We start from the raw sequence: 18,865 nt of genomic DNA on the forward strand, positions 1-18,865 counted from the left end.
TTTGCCGCTCTTAATTTTTTTACATGAACAATCCGAAAAGAGTTACAATTACAGCAGCATTACCTTATACAAATGGACCCGTGCATATTGGTCATTTAGCCGGGGTATATGTACCTGCTGATATATACGCACGTTATTTAAGAGGAAAAGGAACAGATGTTGCCTTTGTATGTGGATCTGATGAGCATGGTGTGCCCATTACCATTACCGCAAAGAAAGAAGGAGTAACTCCGCAAGATGTTGTGGATAAGTACCATGCAATTATAAAAAAATCGTTTTCAGATTTCGGAATCACTTTCGATAACTATTCTCGTACATCGGCTCCGATTCATCATGAAACGGCTTCTGAATTTTTTAAAGAATTAGATGCCAAAGGTGAATTTATAGAAAAAGTAGACCAGCAATTATACGACGCAGAAGCAAATCAATTTTTAGCTGATCGTTTTGTGGTAGGAACTTGTCCTAAATGTGGAAACGAGGAAAGTTATGGAGATCAATGTGAAAAATGCGGAACTTCTCATAACGCCACAGATTTAATCAATCCTAAATCGGCAATTACAGGAAATGTACCTTCATTGAAGGAAACAAAACACTGGTTTTTACCTTTAGATAAGCATGAAGCCTTTTTAAAAGAATGGATTTTAGAAGGCCATAAGTCAGATTGGAAATCGAATGTTTACGGACAAGTAAAATCTTGGATTGATGACGGTTTACGCCCAAGAGCGGTAACTCGTGATTTGGACTGGGGAATTCCTGTACCTGCAGAAGGAGGAGAAGGAAAAGTTTTATATGTTTGGTTTGATGCACCTATCGGTTATATTTCATCTACTAAAGAGTGGGCAGCTAGAGAAGGAAAAGATTGGGAACCTTATTGGAAAGATAAAGACACCAAATTGGTACATTTTATAGGGAAAGACAATATCGTTTTTCACTGTATTATTTTCCCTGCCATGTTAAAAGCACAAGGGGAATATATTTTACCAGATAATGTTCCTGCCAATGAATTTTTAAATTTAGAAGGAAATAAATTATCGACTTCTAAAAACTGGGCAGTTTGGTTGCATGAATATTTAGAAGAATTTCCTGATAAACAAGATGTTTTACGTTATGCGTTAACAGCAAGTGCTCCGGAAACTAAAGACAATGACTTTACTTGGAAAGATTTTCAAGCGAGAAATAACAATGAGTTAGTAGCCATTTTTGGAAACTTTATCAATAGAGTGGTGGTGTTGACCAATAAGTATTACGGAGGAATTGTTCCAAGTCCTGAAGAATTTACAGATGTAGATGAAGAGACTATAGAGCAGTTAAGAGCGTATCCTCAAATTATTTCTAGATCGATAGAACGATACCGTTTTAGAGAAGCTTTGAGTGAGTTAATGAATTTTGCTCGATTAGGAAATAAATACTTGGCAGATGAAGAGCCATGGAAACAGATAAAAACAAATCCAGTGCGTGTACAAACAATTATGTATGTGGCCTTGCAAATAGCTAGTGGTTTGTCTGTTTTGTCTGAACCATTTTTACCATTTACTTCAAAAAAATTAAAGAATATGTTACAAACATCAGCTTCATTAAGTTGGGATAAAGTAGCAACTGAAACTACTTTGTTGGCAGAAGGTCATCAAATAGGAAAAGCAGAATTGTTGTTTGCAAAAATTGAAGATGCTGAGGTACAAGTACAGTTAGATAAATTAGAAGCAACAAAATTAGCCAATGAAGCAGATAGCAAAGTAGTAGAACCTCAGAAAGAAACCGCTACTTTTGAAGATTTTTCAAAGATGGATATCCGTGTGGGAACTATTGTTGAAGCTGAAAAAATGCCAAAAACTAAAAAATTATTGGTTTTAAAAGTAGATACAGGAATTGATGTAAGAACCATAGTTTCTGGAATTGCTGAAAGTTATAAACCAGAAGATATTATCGGACAACAAGTTTCGGTTTTGGTAAACTTAGCACCAAGAAAATTACGTGGTGTTGAAAGTCAAGGAATGATATTAATGACCGATACGAAAGATGGAAAATTGGCCTTTGTACAACCTTCAACTGAAAACGTTGCCAATGGTTCACAAGTGAGTTAATCCTTTTTATTACAAATTATAAAACCTAACAAGTCTTTAAGACCTGTTAGGTTTTTTTATGCAATGAAATTAAAAATAATTATTTTTGAAAAGAATGTTTTTAGTTCAAGGAGAATGTAAAATTTAGCTGACTGCGAATATCTCTGTCCAAATTTCGAATGCTTAATAGGTCACACAGCTCTCTTAATTCATGAGCTTTTAATAATAGTTGCAATGTTTCATTGGCCGTTGGAATTACAATTTCTGAACAGGTACAATGACTGTCTTTTTGATGAAGTTCAAATTCTTTATTTAACTGGACTATGTAATTGGTAAACATGTCGTAGCCAGTTAAGGTGAAGGTAAATTGCAAATTGTTAAATACAATTTGAAACATGTTTGTATTGGTGTTTTTGGATATAACTCCGTTTGCTGTTTTGCTTAGGATCTTTAAAGGATGATTCATCTGTCTTTTTTCAACAAATATATAAATTATACTTATTTAGACTTATTAAAAATAATAAATGTTTTGAAGTTTTTTCAAAGCAGTTTTTGGTTTGCTCGAGGCTAAGTCTTTTTAATTTTCTAAATAGATGTAGAAATAAGAATTTAAAAACCGTAAGAATCCTTACATTGAGATTTCAAAAAAAGGAGTCTTCTTTATAAAATATTAGAATGGATCAACATAAAATTTCAGTAGTAATCCTAGGATCCACAGGTGCTGTGGGAGGAGAGGTGTTAAAAGCTTTACTCAAAATGCCAGAAGTAGGAAAAATTACTTCCTTAGGAAGAAGTAAGGTTTCGTCGGTAAAAGCTGAACATTTTTCTCAGTTTTCAATAGCTGTTTTTGAGCCAGAAACATATAAAGATCTTTTGGTGCATCATGATACGGCTATTTGTACCTTAGGAGTTGGTGAGCCTTCTAAGGTTAGCAAAGAAGATTTTATAAAAATAGACAAGCTTGCCGTGTTAGATTTTGCCAAAGCTTGCAAACAAGCAGGTGTAAAACATTTTGAGTTGCTGGCTTCTGTGGGAATCAGCGCAAAATCTTCTTCCTTTTATTTAAGAATAAAAGGTGAGTTGGTTGAGGAGTTAAAGGCTCTTAATTTTGAAAGCTTAAGTGTTTTTCAACCTTCCATGATCATAACACCTACCAATCGGTATGGCTTTTCACAAGCCTTGACTTTAGCCGTTTGGCCTGTTATAAGTAAACTATTCTTTGGTAAACTTAAAAAATACAGAGGTATTGCCGTAGAAAAATTGGGAAGAGCCATGGCAGTGCATACAATAAAGAATTCTTCTGGAACAACATTTTTAACTTGGGATGATTTCCACAAATTACAGTCTTAGTTTTTTCTTGTGAAAAATTAACTTGGTACTAACAAACAAAAAATAGGTCAGTAATAATACATATAGTATTTTTGTAGCCTAATTTGAAGTGCCATGATCGATATTCAAAAAATAAGAGCAGAATTTCCAATTTTAAAAGAACAGGTAAACGGTAAACCGTTGGTGTATTTTGACAATGCAGCTACAAGCCAAAAACCACAAGTTGTTATCGATGCTATTGTTGATTATTACTCAAAAATAAATGCCAATATTCATCGAGGAGTACATACCTTAAGTCAGGTTGCAACTGATGCGTATGAGGAGGCTCGAATAAAATTGCAAAAGCACTTCAATGCAAAAAAATCCTATGAAATAATCCTAACTGCAGGTACAACACATAGTATCAATATTGTGGCCACAGGTTTTACTTCTTTGTTAAAAAAAGGAGATGAGATTATTGTTTCGGCACTAGAGCATCATTCTAATATTGTTCCTTGGCAAATGCTTTGTGAGCGTACTGGCGCTATTTTAAAGGTCATTCCAATGAGTACATCTGGAGAATTAAAAATGGATGTTTATGAGGAATTATTATCGGAGAAAACAAAACTTGTTTTTAGCAATCATATTTCAAATGCATTGGGAACCATCAATCCAATAAAAGAAATTATTGACAAAGCACATGCCGTTGGTGCCGCTGTTTTAATAGATGGAGCTCAGGCATGTCCGCATATAAAACCAGACGTTCAAGAGTTGGATGTCGATTTCTATGTCGCTTCTGCTCATAAATTATGTGGTCCAACAGGTGTTGGAATTCTATATGGAAAAGAAGAATGGTTGAATAAATTACCTCCCTATCAAGGTGGTGGAGAAATGATTGAAACAGTTACTTTTGAAAAAACAACCTATGCAGGACTGCCTCATAAATTTGAAGCAGGTACTCCAAATATTGCTGGAGGAATCGCTTTTGGTGTTGCCATTGATTATATGAATTCAGTAGGTTTTGAAAATATAGCAGCTTATGAAGATGAGTTATTAGTATATGGTACCGAAAAATTGTTAGAAATAGAAGGATTGAAAATATATGGAACTGCAGAAAAAAAAGCAGCTGTTATTTCTTTTAATTTAGAAGGCATTCATCCTTTTGATGTAGGAAGTATATTAGATAAATTAGGGGTAGCGGTTAGAACAGGACACCATTGTGCACAACCAATTATGGATTTTTATAAAATTCCAGGAACGGTAAGAGCTTCTTTTGCTTTTTACAATACCAAAGAAGAAATTGATGTACTAGTAGCTGGCGTAAAAAGAGCGCAAATGATGCTCTCTTAGGTTTTAAGAATTTAAAAAGATTTTATCAAGCTTAGCCCTAGTTGTTCTCCATTGTAAAAAGGACTGATAAAAGCGGTTTCTTTATTTTTAAAAAATTTCTTTTGAAGGTATGGGTTGATTTGGTAGGCCAATTTGGTACAAATAATTCCAATTCCTGCACCTGTAACTACATCAGAAAACCAGTGCTTGTTATTGTGCATTCTTAAATAACCAGTTCCTGCTGCAATAGTATATCCAGCAATTCCGTACCAAGCCGACTTGTGCTTGTATTCTTGGTGTAAAAATTCAGCACCCATAAACGCCACAGCCGTATGCCCAGAGGGAAATGATTCGTTGTTTTCAAGGTTTGGTCTAGTTCTTTGGGTAATTGCTTTCAATCCCGTTACAGTTGTTAACATAAATACCGAAGCGGTCCCAATCAGTAAAGTCCTTTCTTTAAAATTGTGTTTTCCTTTTTTTTCAAGAAGGTTTAGTCCATAAACGGCTAAAGTAGGAGCAAGCATTGTAAAATCATCTAAGCTATTTTTTTTAGAACTTTTAAGTTTACTGTTTATTGTTTTGTCGAAATTTTTTAAACCAGAACTGTTTAGGCTGGCCAAACCATAAGCAACTAGGCTTATTGGAATTATATAGGGTTTTATCTTTTGAAAGTTCGTTTTTTTAGGACCAATTGTATCTGTTGAAATGTGTTGTGCATTAAAAGTAATACTGCAAAAAATTAAAGCAAGTGTTGGTAAAAGTTTTAATGGCATAAGTTTTTTGATAAAACGAAGATTTTAGGAATTTAGTATTGTGGGCTCTTTTTCTTGAATAAAATATTTCATTGCTCGTACAAAAACGATGTCGATGCCATTATTTTCTTCCAAAATCTGCAGGAATTTCTCCCCAAGCTTTGGTTTCCCATTTAACTATGGGGTTTTTATAAGAGTTATTTCTCAACCAGTTTTCAGCTCTTTTGATCAAATCAAACAAAACTTTTGTGTCTTCGTTTTGAGGCAATTTTGTTTTGCATTTTTTTTGTTTTACCCAAGAAATGGCAATTCTAGAATCGGAGTAGATCAGCATTTCGGGTTGTTTTTTATTTTGAAGCCAAGCCAAACCATGGACCAAGGCTAAAAATTCACCTATATTATTGGTGCCTTTTTTATAAGGACCCTGTATAAAAAGTTGGGTACCTGTACTGGTAGCAACACCTCTATATTCCATAAGTCCTGGATTACCGCTACAAGCGGCATCTACAGCAATGCTGTTTAAAATAGGTTTTCCGTAGGCCATTTTTTCAGCAGCAGTCAATACCTTTTTTTTGGTACTTACGCCTTTGTAATCTTCATAAGCACCTTTGAAAGCTTTTTCAGCAAGTTCTTTATCAGCAAATGATTTGTATTTGGCACCCGCATAGCCTTCTATATGCTTTTTGCAAATATTCCAAGAAGTGAAAATTCCTTTCTTTTTGCCTTCCCATACGACGTAATATTTTTTTGCCATTATTTATTTAGAAAAACTCGTGGTTAAGTTAAGCTGCTAAGAATTGTTTTTTCAATCACTTTCGGAAAATGAGCTTGCTCTAATACATGAATATTAGCGGCAATATCATCTGGTGTATCCGATATAGTTACTGGAGTAGTTGCTTGAAATATGGTAGCCCCTTCGTCATAATTTTCATTGACATAATGAATGGTGATCCCAGTTTCTTTTTCACCTTGTTCTTTAACAGCGGTATGCACATTCATGCCGTACATTCCTTTTCCTCCAAATTTAGGCAACAAAGCAGGGTGGATGTTTATAATTTTATCAGGAAAGGCTTGGATGATGTTTTCAGGAATTTTTAATAAAAAACCGGCCAATATAATATAATCAGCATGACTTTTTAAATAGTTTAAAATGCCTTCTTCTTCAAAAAATTCTGTTTTAGAGAAGCTTTTGTTTGCAATATTTAAGTTTTCTGCACGCTCTAAAACTTTGGCATTTTTTCGGTTGCTCAAAACGGAATGCACGCTTATTTTAGGATGATTTTTAAAATAGCGCATGATATTTTCTGCGTTTGTACCCGATCCAGAGGCTAAAATAACTAGTCTTGTCATGTTTTTATGAAATGATTTAAGTGCAAAAGAAATAATTATTATTAATAAAACCCTAAGTTAATCAAAATATTAAAGATATTTTTTTACATTAGTGAATACATTTTTGTGGTAAATCGTTTTTTTAAATGAAAGTTTGTTATTTTTGCCACGATTTAAAATTTAAAATAAAAAAAAATTATGTCAGACATTGCATCAAGAGTAAAAGCGATCATCGTTGATAAATTAGGCGTTGACGAAAATGAAGTAACTACTGAAGCAAGCTTCACTAACGATTTAGGAGCAGATTCATTAGATACTGTTGAGTTGATTATGGAATTCGAAAAAGAATTTGATATTCAAATCCCAGACGATCAAGCAGAAAATATCGGAACTGTAGGTCAAGCAATCAGTTATATAGAAGAAGCAAAAAAGTAATACTTTTATGGAATTAAAGCGAGTAGTAGTAACTGGACTTGGTGCATTAACGCCAATCGGTAATAATATTGAAGAATATTGGAATGGACTAGTAAATGGTGTCAGCGGAGCTGGGCCTATAACTAATTTTGATGCTGCCAAGTTCAAAACTCGTTTTGCTTGTGAACTAAAAGGTTTCGATGTAAATCAGTTTATTCATAGGAAAGAGGCTAGAAAAATGGATAAGTTTACACAGTATGCAATGGTTGCAGCTGATGAAGCTATCAATGACGCTGGTATAACTCCTGAGAATATTGATTCAGATCGAGTTGGTGTTATTTGGGGAGCCGGAATTGGTGGAATTGATACATTTGAACAACAAGTGTTGGAATTTGGTGCCGGTGATGGAACTCCTAAATTTAACCCTTTTTTCATTCCAAAAATGATTGCAGATATTGCACCAGGAATGATTTCTATCAAACATGGTTTTAGAGGACCAAACTTTACTACGGTATCGGCTTGTGCTTCTTCAGCAAATGCTTTGATAGATGCTTTAAACTATATCCGTTTAGGATATGCTGATGTTATTGTTTCAGGAGGTTCTGAAGCAGCAATAACACAATCAGGTATGGGAGGTTTTAATGCCTTACATGCCCTTTCTACTAGAAATGATGATCCTCAAACAGCGTCAAGACCTTTTGATAAAGACCGTGAAGGTTTTGTTATGGGGGAAGGTGCAGGAGCCTTAATTTTAGAAGAATACGAACATGCAAAAGCTCGTGGAGCCAAAATCTATGCGGAAGTCGCTGGAGGAGGTTTGTCAGCTGATGCGCATCACTTAACAGCACCACATCCAGAAGGATTGGGCGCTAAAAATGTTATGTTGAACTGTATCAAAGATGCAGGATTAACAATTGAAGATGTTGATGCTATTAATGTACATGGAACATCTACTCCGCTTGGAGATATTGCTGAAACAAAAGCAATTAAAGATGTATTTGGTGAGCATGCTTATAAGATCAATATCAATTCTACAAAATCTATGACTGGGCATTTATTAGGTGCTGCAGGAGCTATTGAGGCTATTGCTTCTATCTTAGCTATGAAACATGGAATTGTTCCTCCAACAATCAATCATCACACTGAAGATGATCGTATTGATAATAAATTAAATTTCACTTTGAACAAACCTCAAAAAAGAAATATTAAAGTTGCCATGAGTAATACTTTTGGTTTTGGTGGTCACAATGCTTGTGTTTTAATAAAAAAAATAGACTAGTAACTTTTGAAATTCATTCGTAAAATAATACAACCTCAAAATAAAAAAGATGAGGTGTTTTATGGTGAGTTAAAAAATCTATTGGGCTTTCGTCCCAAAAATATTGATTACTACAAAACGGCTTTTATTCATCGGTCTATTAAAATTTTAGACAAGAACGGAAATCCAGTTAATTATGAAAGGCTAGAGTTTTTGGGAGATGCCATGTTGGGGTCTATCATCGCTGCCTTTTTGTACAAAATGGTTCCGGAAGGCAATGAGGGGTATTTAACCCAAATGCGTTCTAAAATTGTTAGTAGAAAACAATTGAATAATTTAGGGAAAGAACTAGATCTAATTCGCTTTGTAAAAAGCATGATTTCTAAAAATAGAATTGGTCAAAATATTTATGGGAATATTTTTGAAGCACTTATTGGCGCTATTTATTTAGATAGAGGTTATAAGGGGTGTGAAAAATTTATAGAAACCAAAGTAATTGATCGTTTTATAGACATTCCTTCCTTAGAAAATAAAATTGCTAGCTATAAGGGACTCATCATTGAATGGTGTCAAAAAACCAAGAAAAAATTGGTGTTTGAAACCTATGAGGATTCCGGAAATGAAACGGTTAGACACTACAGTGTAAAGCTCATGATTGATGGAAAAGTTGTATCCAAAGGAAGGGCCACTTCAAAAAAGAAAGCAGAAGAAATAGCTGCAAGAAGAATCTACTTTATTTATCAGGAAGAAATAGTTGAGTTTAGCTAAACTGCTACAACGTTTTCGTATGTTTTTTTCAGAATTCACAAAACAATAAGTAACTTAGCCACTTGTTTGGTCAAAAAATAAGGAATTTTAATTCCTGTTTTTAATCGAACAAAGAATGTTAATTAATTCTATTTATGCAGATACACTCTTTAGAAATAGATGATTTTATAGATACGGATTATTCGTTAATTAGTATTCATACAGGTTTAGAAGATTACAAGTTAGCCTATCTTTTAAATGAGAAATTGAATGTCTTTTTTGCGAAATCGAGAACGTCTTTAGAGCTAAAAGAAAATGGACAATGTATTCCTTTTTCGGTTTATAGTTTTAACGATGAAGCACAATCAAATACTTGGTATTTGATAGAAAATAAGTATCATGGAGTTTCAAACAAGCCAATTTCAAATGGATTGTTTCAAACCATAAATGAAACAGTGAATACAACAAGCTATCTTGTTCCTGAAAAGAAGAAGATGGATTTTTTATTAAAAATAGAAGGAGATTTTGCTTCCTATAAATTATTGGAAGTAATTGATTCCATAAAAAGTATCAAACAAGTTATCACATCGTATTCGATAGATATCTCAACATTAAAGTCGAAAGATTTTTTAATTTTTTAAATTATGCCAAATACTAAAAAAACGAAAATTGTTGCAACCCTTGGACCAGCAATTAACAATAAAGAAACGCTAAAGCAATTAATGATTGCAGGAGTGAATGTCTTTAGAATTAATTTTTCTCATGCAGATTATGATGAGGTAACAAGAATAGTTGCTATTATTAGAGAACTGAATGAAGAAATGGGTTACCATGTAGCTTGTTTAGCAGATTTGCAAGGACCTAAATTAAGAGTAGGTGTAATGTCTGATGGTGTGCAATTAAACATTGGAGATACTTTTACGTTTACAACAGAAAAAATTGCTATTGGTACAAAAGAAAAAGCTTTTATGACCTATAGTAAGTTTCCAAGAGATGTAAAAGTTGGGGAGCATATTTTGGTAGATGACGGAAAACTTATGTTTGAAGTTATTGCTACTGATGGTGAATTGAATGTGACTACGAAAGTATTGCGTGGTGGTCCTTTAAAATCTAAAAAAGGTGTCAACTTGCCTAATACGGCAATTTCATTACCTGCTTTAACAGAAAAGGATATTAAAGATGCAATTTTTGCCTTGTCATTAAAGGTAGATTGGATGGCTCTTTCATTTGTTCGTAATCCTGCCGATTTAGATGATATTCATAAATTGATCGCTGAAAATTCTGATATTTCTGAATACAGAACTCGAGTAATCTCTAAAATTGAAAAGCCAGAAGCTTTAGAAAATATTGATGCAATTATTGCCAATACAGATGCCTTAATGGTAGCTCGTGGTGATTTAGGTGTTGAAATTCCTATGGCAGAAGTTCCATTGGTACAAAAAATGTTGGTTAGAAAAGCAAAAGAAGCTAAAATACCAGTAATTATTGCTACGCAAATGATGGAAACAATGATTGAAAATCAAGTTCCTACAAGAGCAGAGGTAAATGATGTTGCCAACTCTATTATGGATGGTGCAGATGCAGTGATGCTTTCAGGTGAAACTTCAGTTGGGGCTTTCCCAATAGAGGTAATCAAAAAAATGAGAGAAATTATCATTAGTGTAGAACATTCTGATTTAATTGATGTGCCTAGAACTGCTCCTAAAATGGAAGATCCTAAACGATTTATTTCAGATGCGGTTTGTCATCAAGCAGCAGTAATGGCCCAAAATATTAAAGCAAAAGCAATTGTTACTTTGACCTATTCAGGGTATACAGCTTTCCAAATTTCTGCTTGGAGACCTCATTCTCATATTTTGGTATTCTCACCTAACAAAAGAGTTTTGGCAATGCTAAACTTATTCTGGGGTGTAAAAGCACGTTTCTACGACAATGATACGTCAACGTTTATGACAATTAATGAAGTTAACCAATTGGCTAAAGATAGAGGAGTGGTTGAAAAAGGAGATTTAATTATCAACTTAAATTCAACTCCTGTAAAAGATAAAGGTATGGTAAATACCTTAAGAGTAACGGAATTAGCTTAATCCTCCGTCTCATATTATAGTTATAAAAACGCTTTCAATTTAGTTTGAAGGCGTTTTTTATTTGGAATAAATTATTATATTAGTCCATAATCTTGTATAAGTACGAATAAATGAATTATATTTAAGATTCAAAAAACCACAAACTATGGCAATAAAAAACTTTAAAGCAAAGGAACCCAAAGAAGAGAAGTCTAATCCAGATTTGATTTTGGTCTCGAACTATATGACAACTAGATTAATCACTTTTCGTCCAGAACAACATGTTTTAGAGGTAATGGAGTTACTGATTAAAAATAAAATTTCTGGTGGACCGGTTGTAAATGCAGAAAATGAGTTGTTAGGTATCATTTCTGAAGGAGATTGTATGAAACAGATATCAGAAAGTAGGTATTACAATGTACCAATGCAAGATGTAACCGTTGAAAAATATATGGTTAAAGATGTGGACACAATAACGCCAAACATGTCTATTTTTGAAGTGGCAAACTTATTTTATACGTCTAAAAGAAAACGTTTTCCTGTTTTAGAAGATGGAGAATTGGTTGGGCAAATTAGTCGTAGAGATATTTTAAAAGCTGCCCTTTCGTTAAAAGATAATTGGTAGGCTAATCTTTTTTGATCAATAAGAAATAATTGTTTTCTAAGGGTAAATATCCTTGGTCGTACACATAAAAATAGGTGCTTCCTGCTTTGGTAATATATAAGGAAGTAATTGTATTAAAATCAAATCCTAAATCAGATAATTTCTGCTTTGGGATTTTTGTTTTTCCATTAGGGTTAAGTTCTGTAAGTATTTTGAAGTTTTTTTTAAGTCGGTTGTTGGTATTGCGAACCATGTTTTTACTTTCTACATTGATTTTATTATTATAGGCATTTCTACAATAATCGGCACAAAACTTTTTATCCGACCGTCCAACAAATTCTTCACCACATTCTAGGCATTGTTTTTTCATAAGCGCTTCATTTTTATACGAATATATCAAATATTTTTAAATTCTATTTGAAAGGAAAGAAGTCTAAACTCCGCTGTTATCAATTTTTGGTTCTAATGCAGCAGTGGCTTCAAAATATAATTTTAGAAAAGTAGGTACGCTAAAAGAAGCAGAGGTGTCTGGTGAATTAGAAAGATAAACGATACCAAAATCTTCTTCTTCACAAATGGCAATTTCTGTTTTATAGCCATTTACATAACCACCATGATAGGCAATGGAATGATCTTGGTAACCAATAATTCTCCATCCTAAACCATAATGTTTGGATTGGACTTTTCCCCATTTACTTAAATAACTTCTTCTAAGTGGCGTGTTAATTCTAGGGGTAAAAACAGTTTCAGTTAAGCTACTTTGTGATGATTTGTTCGTAGAAAGGATGGCCTGTATAAATTTAGACATGTCCTGTAAACTTGCATTTATTCCTGCTGCCGGAATGGTATTGTAATAATGATCATTCAGTTTTAATTGTGCAAATCGTTTATTTCCAATTTTTCGATGCGGATAAGCCTTGTTTTTATTATTTGAAAAGGGCTCAAAACCTACAGATGCATCTTGCATACAAAATGGCGTAAATACATAAGACTCAATTAAGTCTTCAAACGAAGTATTTGTGGCAACTTCTGTAATCGTATCTAACAAGCTAAAGGCTACATTCTGATATCCATAAAGTTTCCCTGGAGAAGCATATACATTTACCTCATTAAGCTTGTCAATCACTCTTGCGTATGAAACATTGTCTTCAATTAAATTATCAAAAGCATGGGGTACCATACCAGAAGTATGGGTAAGCAAATGCATAATATTTAAGTTTTGCGTACTTGTGCTATCTATTAATTCAAAATTCGGTAAATAATCAACAACCTTGTCTTCTAAGTGAATAAAATCTTCTTCAATTAATAAGCCTGCTAAAATTCCTGAAACGGCCTTAGAGACAGATGCCAGTCGAAATACAGTGTGCTGATCAATGGGTTCTTTTGTTTTCGAATTTTTTAATCCGTGACAGTTGATGTATTTAATTTTGTTGTTATGAATAATTGCAATTGCTGCACCCAATGTTCCATTTTTTTTCAGAATAGAATCTATGATATGGTCGTAACTGTTAATTATTTTTTTGAATTCTTTATTCGGAAGCTTAGGTGGAGTAGGAGGGCTAATTTCTTCTGCAATTACTTTGGTTTTGTTAATTGTCGTTTCCGTATCATTTTTTTTAACTGAGGTGGTTGGATATATATACCAACAGAAAAATAACAGGAGTCCTGCAGTGGCAATAATATACTTTGTACGGTTTTGAGGCATGTGAAACTATTTTAAAAAATTAGGGGTATCTTTTTCTAAGAATAAGCTCTCGATTGTTACAAAGATAGATTTGTTTCGGGGAAATTGAAAAATATTGAGCTAAAACTTAGAAGAATAGCCAATTTCAAAACTGAATGTAAACGACTACAAACGCTTACATACGAAAGTAACTACTTAGCAACCGAGTATAATTGGGGATTGGTTGTTGATTTGCAGTATAGATTTTAACACAGAGTTTGAATTTATAAACAAATAATTAATAATCATTTAAATCGTTATGTTATGAGTAATTTAAGAAACAAAGTACAGTTAATTGGTCATTTAGGAAATGACCCAGAAATTATTAATTTAGAATCAGGAAAAAAATTAGCCAAGTTCTCATTGGCAACTAATGATTCTTATACAAACGCAAATGGCGAAAAAGTAGATTCTACAGAATGGCACAATTTGGTAATGTGGAACAAAACCGCTGAGGTTGTTGAGAAGTACTTGAAAAAGGGGCAAGAGATTGCCATAGAAGGTAAATTAACAACAAAAAGCTATGATGACAAACAAGGAAATAAAAGATACATTACAGAAGTTGTGGTAAGCGAATTACTAATGTTTGGTGGTAAATAATAGATAGTCTATTTAGTACAAACTAAAACAGCCTCTAATTAAAAATTAGAGGCTGTTTTATCTATTTTATATTGAATTATTTAAGAATATCCCATAACAACTACAGCAACAATAATAACCCCCACTCCTAACAGCATAATGTTAAAAGGTTTTTTAGCACCATCCCATTCTTTATTCATATAAGACCATACATTACCAACAATTAATGACAATCCTAGCATCATTGGCCAAGCAATAACACCTCCTAAGCTTCCCATTAAGGTAGCTCCTTGACCGTATATACCTAAAGCACCAAACCAAAGTACGGCAGCTCCAATAGCCCAAGCGTAAGCTTTTCCTGAATTAGGAGTCGCATAGGAATTCCAAGTATTGTTTTTAAACAGTAAGAATAGAGCGTACAATGCATTGATAGCAAACCCTCCCCAAAGAACAACTACCCAAATAGCCAAACTTGTGTTACGATCTATGGCTCCTGCATTTTTTGCCAATTCTCCAATTGGTTGCCCTTCGTTAAAACCAACAGCTAAAAAGGCAGAAAGGAATCCACTTAAAACAGCAAGGATCAATCCCGATTTTAGATTTGTTTTTTCTCCTGTGTTCTCTGAATTTGCTTGAAGTTTGTCTTTTTTTACACCCGCATAAGCGGTAATAGCAACACCAACAAGCATCAATGCCACACCTCCAAATATGTAAGGCAGTGCAGGAGTCATTGTTTGAAAGGCTGCATCGTCAGCTGTAAATAATGGAATCAATCCACCCGCTGCAGAACAAACCCCCATCACAATTCCGTAGGTTAAAGAAATACCAATCATTGGAACACTTTTTCCAAATAAAATACCACCAACTCCCCAAAGAGCACCGAAAATCATTGCTGTTATTGCAGCATCGCTTGGGGCATTTGAAAGTACATGAAACAGGTTGGGAGTAACAAAATAAGCCCAAGCTGTAGGAATTAAAATCATTGCGAAAATGGAATGTAACAACCACCAAGCTTCCCATTTTAAAGGCGCCATAAATTTCATTCCCAGGCCAAAAGATCCTTGGAAAATACTAGCAAAAATTACCAATAAAAATGGTAAAAACATTGAATCCATATAGTTTAATTTTAGTTTATAGTTTTAGATTGCGGTTGAAACACGTTTTTTAACCAGGTAATCGTCTAATGCCAAATGAGAGCAGTCATGACCAATACCAGAATTTTTAATACCTCCATGCGGTAAATAAATGGCATATTTTACGCCGTTAATTTGAATTTCTCCAAACTCTAATTCTTCCGTAAATCGTTGTATTCTTTGATGATTGTTTGTAAAGATATAAGAAGCCAATCCAAATTCAGTGTCATTTGCTAAATTTAGGACTTCATCATCTGTGTCAAAACGCATAACACCTGCTACCGGACCAAAGGTTTCTTCTTTAAAAAGCCTCATGTTTTGATCGATACCAGAAACAATCGAGGGTTCCATCCAGTTTCCATTTTCTGGAAATTCTTTAGGAATATTTCCTCCATATTCTAATTTGGCTCCTTTGCTAGTAGCATCTTCTACCAAGTCAAACATTCTTTGTCTGTCTTTTTTAGTAATTACAGGGCCCATAAATATATCAGGATTTTCTTTGGTTCCAAAACCTAATTTTAATTCGGAAGTTCTTTTGATAAAGGCTTTCATGAATTTTTCATAGATGTTTTTATGCACAAATATTCTGTTGGCTGCCACACAAATTTGCCCAGAATTCCAAAAACTTAAAATAACCGCTAAGTCTAAAGCTTTGTCAAAATCTGCATCTTCAAAGATGATAAAAGGAGCGTTTCCTCCCAATTCCATTCCTAATTTTTTGATAGAGGTTGTGCTATCTGCAATAATTTTTTGTCCAGTTGCCGTAGATCCAATCATGGTTAAAACAGCAGGTATTTTACTGGTTGTCATGGTTGTTGCCACGGTACTACTTGGTCCTGATAAAATGTTAACCACTCCGGCCGGGAAATTAATGTCATGTAATATTTCTCCAATCATATAGGTTGAGAGAGGAGATAGAGCAGAAGGTTTGATGATTAATGAACAACCTGCAGCTAGAGCTGGGCCTAACTTAAAACCAACATTAAGTAGCGGGAAATTCCACGCTAAATAGGCAACAGCAACGCCGGCAGGTTGTTGAATCATCTTATGAGTATGTGTGTTTTCATAATCAGGAATTTGTTCTTCACGTAAATTTTTCATGGCATTTGGATACCATTCCAAAGCATTAATTACCGCTTCAATATCTTCATAAGCTCCTTCATAGGTTTTTCCCATTTCATGAACCATGGCTGTTCTAAGCTCATGTTCCTTGTCTAAAACAGCAGAACGCAATTTGCTCATCCATTCGGTTCTTTCCGCTAATGATAATTTTTTCCAAAATTTAAATCCTTTTTGTGCAGCAAGCAATGCTTTTTCAGCATCTTCTTTTCCTGCTTCAGCCACTTGTGCAATAACTTCTCCTGTAGCAGGACAAATTACATCGGCTTTTTTTCCAGCCACTGCGTCTACTAATTGACCGTCGATGTATAATTTCTTATATCCGAAATTTTGAGTTTTCATATGTATTGTAATGTTGGTTAAACAAATGTACTTTTTATTTCTTCCTTTGTCATTGCGTATTCTCGTAATACGTCTTCGTCTATATCAATTCCCAATCCAGGTCTGTTTGGTACTTCAATCATTCCATCAATCATTTTTATTTTAGGATAGGTCAATCTTTCACGCAAACCATTTTCTGTTTGATCGTATTCAATTAAGAAATTGGCATCATGCATTCTTCCAGGAATAGATTCAATATTGGAAATAAAATGCAAGGCCACATGAATACCAATTGCGGTACCCCAGGTATGTGGAATTATATCAATTCCGTTGGCACTGGCTAAGGCTCCTATTCTTTTTGCCTCTGTAAGTCCACCACTTGCACAAATATCTGGTTGAATAATATCAACAGATTTATGTTTTATCAATTGTTGAAATCCAAAACGAGTGTATTCACATTCGCCTCCTGCAATTGGGATGGTTGTTTTAGATCGAAGCTCGTTGTATTGCTCGTAGAATTCCGGAGATATCGGTTCTTCAAACCAACCAATATCATACTTCTCTATTTTTCGAGCCAATTCTACGGCTTCTCTAAAGGTATAGGCATGGTTAGAGTCTACCATTAACTTGATATCTGGCCCAATGGTTTCGCGAATAAGTTTAACAAATTTCACATCGGTTTCAATGCCCAAACCAACTTTCATTTTCATGGCCTTGAAGCCTTGAGAAACATATAATTTAGCCTCTTCAACAAAATCTCTTGAAGGATTTTTAGGATCCGTATAATACAAACCAGTAGCATAAGGTTGAATTTGTTTTCTATGTGCACCTCCTAATAAAGTAGAAACAGGAAGGTTTAAAATTTTACCTTTTAAATCCCAAATAGCAATATCCAAAGCACTTACAGATGCCATTAACACACCTCTTCTTGCAAAGTCTAAAGTACGGCGATACATTTTATTCCAAACCACTTCATTTTCTAGTGGGTTTTGTCCAATGACAGTTGGTTTTAAAAATTCAATTCCAGCTTCTAAAATATGTGCAGGCCCGTATCCTTCACCCCATCCATATTGTCCGTTAGAGGCAGTTACTTTTACCACACAAATACATCTTTCTGAATATTCCCATTGTGAAAAGAAGAAACTTTGTTGTAGTTTATCTTTTAGAATAAACGTTTCAATTTTTTCAATTGTCATAATTTTATATTTTTAATTTTCAGCTAACGCTTATCAAGTTCGGTTTTCTGTCAGTAAAATTAGCGATATCATAAAGTCGATTCTCCCTCATAATTATCTTAAACAAATCAATTTTTACCTTAAACAACAAATTGTACCAAAGGATAAACAGTTGCTACTTTTGTAAATGTTATTATTGAAATAAAGAAAATTATTAATTGGAAACTAAAGTAAAAAGGGCGTTTCTTAGGAGTAGATTTATTTTTTAATACCGTAACGATGGTTTTTGTATTCTAATTTTTCCTGGTTGTTTGGTTAAAAAAAGAAATCTGTTAGTTAGTGATTAAATTATGGGTAGTGGAACGAAATACACGGGGTTTATTTTATAAATAAAAGGAGATAAAAACATCTTTTTTAGGTATATTTGTGCTATAAATTCTATTAATATGTTGTCAAACGCTTCAAAATACGCTATTCGTTCTATTCTTTATTTAGGTTTACATACTGATGAAAAAACGAAAATTGGTGTAAAAAAAATTGCAGAGGAATTATTGACTCCTCAACCTTTTTTGGCAAAATTATTACAACAGCTTACTAAAAATAATTTGGTATCTTCTACCAAAGGGCCAAATGGCGGGTTTTATTTGAGTGAAGAAAATAAGGGAAATTCTATTTGGGATATTATTGAGAACATTGACGGTACGGTTAAATTTGATCAATGTTTTTTAGGCTTAAAAACGTGTGGAGATGAAAATCCTTGTCCGGTACATTATATAGCAGCTCCGTTTAAAAAGAAAATTATTTCTGATTTTAAAGATAAAACCATTGCTGAATTTACAAAAGAAATTGAATTAAAAGGAAGTGTAATTAGCTTAAAAAAGTTCGATATTCTATAAAATATTGATGGAATGGTCATTGAATTTTATACGTAGATATAGACTTTGTGTT

General features: G+C 33.7%; 20 protein-coding genes. 11 read left to right on the forward strand and 9 right to left on the reverse strand.

The window, feature by feature from the left end:
• Positions 1-23: 23 nt before the first annotated feature.
• Positions 24-2,081 carry a methionine--tRNA ligase gene (metG, locus tag FGM02_RS05420; RefSeq protein ID WP_139957292.1) on the forward strand — a complete coding sequence of 686 codons (2,058 nt, stop codon included), beginning with the start codon at positions 24-26 and terminating at the stop codon, positions 2,079-2,081.
• A 100-nt stretch (positions 2,082-2,181) separates the two neighbouring features.
• On the opposite strand, the gene FGM02_RS05425 is transcribed toward metG, so the two are convergent.
• Positions 2,182-2,526, reverse strand: a complete 345-nt coding sequence (locus FGM02_RS05425) for a DUF6686 family protein (protein WP_139957293.1) — start codon at positions 2,524-2,526, stop codon at positions 2,182-2,184.
• 209 nt (positions 2,527-2,735) lie between these two features.
• Here FGM02_RS05425 and FGM02_RS05430 point away from each other — a divergent pair, with 209 nt between their 5' ends.
• A complete protein-coding gene (locus FGM02_RS05430; protein ID WP_208021475.1) occupies positions 2,736-3,410 on the forward strand; it encodes a Rossmann-fold NAD(P)-binding domain-containing protein in 675 nt (224 codons plus the stop codon).
• 93 nt (positions 3,411-3,503) lie between these two features.
• Positions 3,504-4,718 (forward strand): aminotransferase class V-fold PLP-dependent enzyme, encoded by a 1,215-nt coding sequence (locus FGM02_RS05435; protein WP_139957294.1) that lies wholly within the window; start codon positions 3,504-3,506, stop codon positions 4,716-4,718.
• Between the two features lie 11 nt (positions 4,719-4,729).
• Here FGM02_RS05435 and FGM02_RS05440 read toward each other — a convergent pair whose 3' ends face one another.
• From FGM02_RS05440 to purN, 3 genes are all read right to left on the reverse strand, one after another.
• Positions 4,730-5,470, reverse strand: coding sequence for a phosphatase PAP2 family protein (locus FGM02_RS05440; RefSeq protein WP_139957295.1), 741 nt, complete (start codon positions 5,468-5,470; stop codon positions 4,730-4,732).
• Between the two features lie 100 nt (positions 5,471-5,570).
• Positions 5,571-6,206, reverse strand: coding sequence for a ribonuclease H1 domain-containing protein (locus FGM02_RS05445; protein WP_139957296.1), 636 nt, complete (start codon positions 6,204-6,206; stop codon positions 5,571-5,573).
• Between the two features lie 20 nt (positions 6,207-6,226).
• A complete protein-coding gene (gene purN / locus FGM02_RS05450; RefSeq protein ID WP_139957297.1) occupies positions 6,227-6,799 on the reverse strand; it encodes a phosphoribosylglycinamide formyltransferase in 573 nt (190 codons plus the stop codon).
• A 177-nt stretch (positions 6,800-6,976) separates the two neighbouring features.
• Between purN and FGM02_RS05455 the strand changes: the two genes are divergently transcribed.
• From FGM02_RS05455 to FGM02_RS05480, 6 genes are all read left to right on the forward strand, one after another.
• Entirely contained in the window at positions 6,977-7,213 is a 237-nt protein-coding gene (locus FGM02_RS05455) for an acyl carrier protein (RefSeq protein WP_068209181.1), read from the forward strand.
• A 7-nt stretch (positions 7,214-7,220) separates the two neighbouring features.
• A complete protein-coding gene (gene fabF, locus FGM02_RS05460) occupies positions 7,221-8,471 on the forward strand; it encodes a beta-ketoacyl-ACP synthase II (RefSeq protein ID WP_139957298.1) in 1,251 nt (416 codons plus the stop codon).
• A gap of 6 nt (positions 8,472-8,477) precedes the next feature.
• Positions 8,478-9,218 carry a ribonuclease III gene (rnc, locus tag FGM02_RS05465; RefSeq protein WP_139957299.1) on the forward strand — a complete coding sequence of 247 codons (741 nt, stop codon included), beginning with the start codon at positions 8,478-8,480 and terminating at the stop codon, positions 9,216-9,218.
• Between the two features lie 134 nt (positions 9,219-9,352).
• Positions 9,353-9,838, forward strand: coding sequence for an IPExxxVDY family protein (locus FGM02_RS05470; RefSeq protein WP_139957300.1), 486 nt, complete (start codon positions 9,353-9,355; stop codon positions 9,836-9,838).
• A gap of 3 nt (positions 9,839-9,841) precedes the next feature.
• Positions 9,842-11,284 (forward strand): pyruvate kinase, encoded by a 1,443-nt coding sequence (pyk, locus tag FGM02_RS05475; protein WP_139957301.1) that lies wholly within the window; start codon positions 9,842-9,844, stop codon positions 11,282-11,284.
• Positions 11,285-11,429: 145 nt separating this feature from the next.
• Complete coding sequence (locus FGM02_RS05480) at positions 11,430-11,888, forward strand: CBS domain-containing protein (RefSeq protein ID WP_139957302.1); 459 nt, start codon at positions 11,430-11,432, stop codon at positions 11,886-11,888.
• Position 11,889: 1 nt separating this feature from the next.
• Here the strand turns inward: FGM02_RS05480 and FGM02_RS05485 are convergent, their stop codons facing one another.
• Complete coding sequence (locus FGM02_RS05485) at positions 11,890-12,237, reverse strand: hypothetical protein (RefSeq protein ID WP_139957303.1); 348 nt, start codon at positions 12,235-12,237, stop codon at positions 11,890-11,892.
• Positions 12,238-12,300: 63 nt separating this feature from the next.
• Positions 12,301-13,572: a serine hydrolase domain-containing protein gene (locus FGM02_RS05490; protein ID WP_139957304.1), complete on the reverse strand. Its 1,272-nt coding sequence runs from the start codon at positions 13,570-13,572 to the stop codon at positions 12,301-12,303.
• Between the two features lie 282 nt (positions 13,573-13,854).
• On the opposite strand from FGM02_RS05490, the gene FGM02_RS05495 reads away from it, so the two are divergent.
• Complete coding sequence (locus tag FGM02_RS05495) at positions 13,855-14,190, forward strand: single-stranded DNA-binding protein (protein ID WP_139957305.1); 336 nt, start codon at positions 13,855-13,857, stop codon at positions 14,188-14,190.
• Positions 14,191-14,270: 80 nt separating this feature from the next.
• Here FGM02_RS05495 and FGM02_RS05500 read toward each other — a convergent pair whose 3' ends face one another.
• Genes FGM02_RS05500 through FGM02_RS05510 form a run of 3 tightly spaced genes read right to left on the reverse strand, consistent with a single transcriptional unit; the run spans position 14,271 to position 17,938 of the window.
• Positions 14,271-15,284 carry an L-rhamnose/proton symporter RhaT gene (locus FGM02_RS05500; RefSeq protein ID WP_139957306.1) on the reverse strand — a complete coding sequence of 338 codons (1,014 nt, stop codon included), beginning with the start codon at positions 15,282-15,284 and terminating at the stop codon, positions 14,271-14,273.
• A 24-nt stretch (positions 15,285-15,308) separates the two neighbouring features.
• A complete protein-coding gene (locus FGM02_RS05505; RefSeq protein WP_139957307.1) occupies positions 15,309-16,763 on the reverse strand; it encodes an NAD-dependent succinate-semialdehyde dehydrogenase in 1,455 nt (484 codons plus the stop codon).
• Positions 16,764-16,780: 17 nt separating this feature from the next.
• On the reverse strand, positions 16,781-17,938 hold the full coding sequence (locus tag FGM02_RS05510) for a mandelate racemase/muconate lactonizing enzyme family protein (RefSeq protein ID WP_139957308.1): 1,158 nt from the start codon (positions 17,936-17,938) through the stop codon (positions 16,781-16,783).
• Positions 17,939-18,363: 425 nt separating this feature from the next.
• Between FGM02_RS05510 and FGM02_RS05515 the strand changes: the two genes are divergently transcribed.
• The gene (locus FGM02_RS05515; protein WP_139957309.1) at positions 18,364-18,813 is read left to right on the forward strand and encodes an RrF2 family transcriptional regulator; all 450 of its coding nucleotides are present in this window, start codon (positions 18,364-18,366) and stop codon (positions 18,811-18,813) included.
• Positions 18,814-18,865: the final 52 nt, after the last annotated feature.

Source organism: Flavicella sediminum (assembly GCF_006381105.1).
GTDB lineage: Bacteria > Bacteroidota > Bacteroidia > Flavobacteriales > Flavobacteriaceae > Flavicella > Flavicella sediminum.

Coding starts and splice junctions, on each gene's coding strand:
- metG (WP_139957292.1), top strand. CDS start 24: ATGAACAATCCGAAAAGAGTTACAATTACAGCAGCATTACCTTATACA.
- FGM02_RS05425 (WP_139957293.1), bottom strand. CDS start 2,526: ATGAATCATCCTTTAAAGATCCTAAGCAAAACAGCAAACGGAGTTATA.
- FGM02_RS05430 (WP_208021475.1), top strand. CDS start 2,736: ATGGATCAACATAAAATTTCAGTAGTAATCCTAGGATCCACAGGTGCT.
- FGM02_RS05435 (WP_139957294.1), top strand. CDS start 3,504: ATGATCGATATTCAAAAAATAAGAGCAGAATTTCCAATTTTAAAAGAA.
- FGM02_RS05440 (WP_139957295.1), bottom strand. CDS start 5,470: ATGCCATTAAAACTTTTACCAACACTTGCTTTAATTTTTTGCAGTATT.
- purN (WP_139957297.1), bottom strand. CDS start 6,799: ATGACAAGACTAGTTATTTTAGCCTCTGGATCGGGTACAAACGCAGAA.
- FGM02_RS05455 (WP_068209181.1), top strand. CDS start 6,977: ATGTCAGACATTGCATCAAGAGTAAAAGCGATCATCGTTGATAAATTA.
- fabF (WP_139957298.1), top strand. CDS start 7,221: ATGGAATTAAAGCGAGTAGTAGTAACTGGACTTGGTGCATTAACGCCA.
- FGM02_RS05470 (WP_139957300.1), top strand. CDS start 9,353: ATGCAGATACACTCTTTAGAAATAGATGATTTTATAGATACGGATTAT.
- pyk (WP_139957301.1), top strand. CDS start 9,842: ATGCCAAATACTAAAAAAACGAAAATTGTTGCAACCCTTGGACCAGCA.
- FGM02_RS05480 (WP_139957302.1), top strand. CDS start 11,430: ATGGCAATAAAAAACTTTAAAGCAAAGGAACCCAAAGAAGAGAAGTCT.
- FGM02_RS05485 (WP_139957303.1), bottom strand. CDS start 12,237: ATGAAAAAACAATGCCTAGAATGTGGTGAAGAATTTGTTGGACGGTCG.
- FGM02_RS05490 (WP_139957304.1), bottom strand. CDS start 13,572: ATGCCTCAAAACCGTACAAAGTATATTATTGCCACTGCAGGACTCCTG.
- FGM02_RS05495 (WP_139957305.1), top strand. CDS start 13,855: ATGAGTAATTTAAGAAACAAAGTACAGTTAATTGGTCATTTAGGAAAT.
- FGM02_RS05500 (WP_139957306.1), bottom strand. CDS start 15,284: ATGGATTCAATGTTTTTACCATTTTTATTGGTAATTTTTGCTAGTATT.
- FGM02_RS05505 (WP_139957307.1), bottom strand. CDS start 16,763: ATGAAAACTCAAAATTTCGGATATAAGAAATTATACATCGACGGTCAA.
- FGM02_RS05510 (WP_139957308.1), bottom strand. CDS start 17,938: ATGACAATTGAAAAAATTGAAACGTTTATTCTAAAAGATAAACTACAA.
- FGM02_RS05515 (WP_139957309.1), top strand. CDS start 18,364: ATGTTGTCAAACGCTTCAAAATACGCTATTCGTTCTATTCTTTATTTA.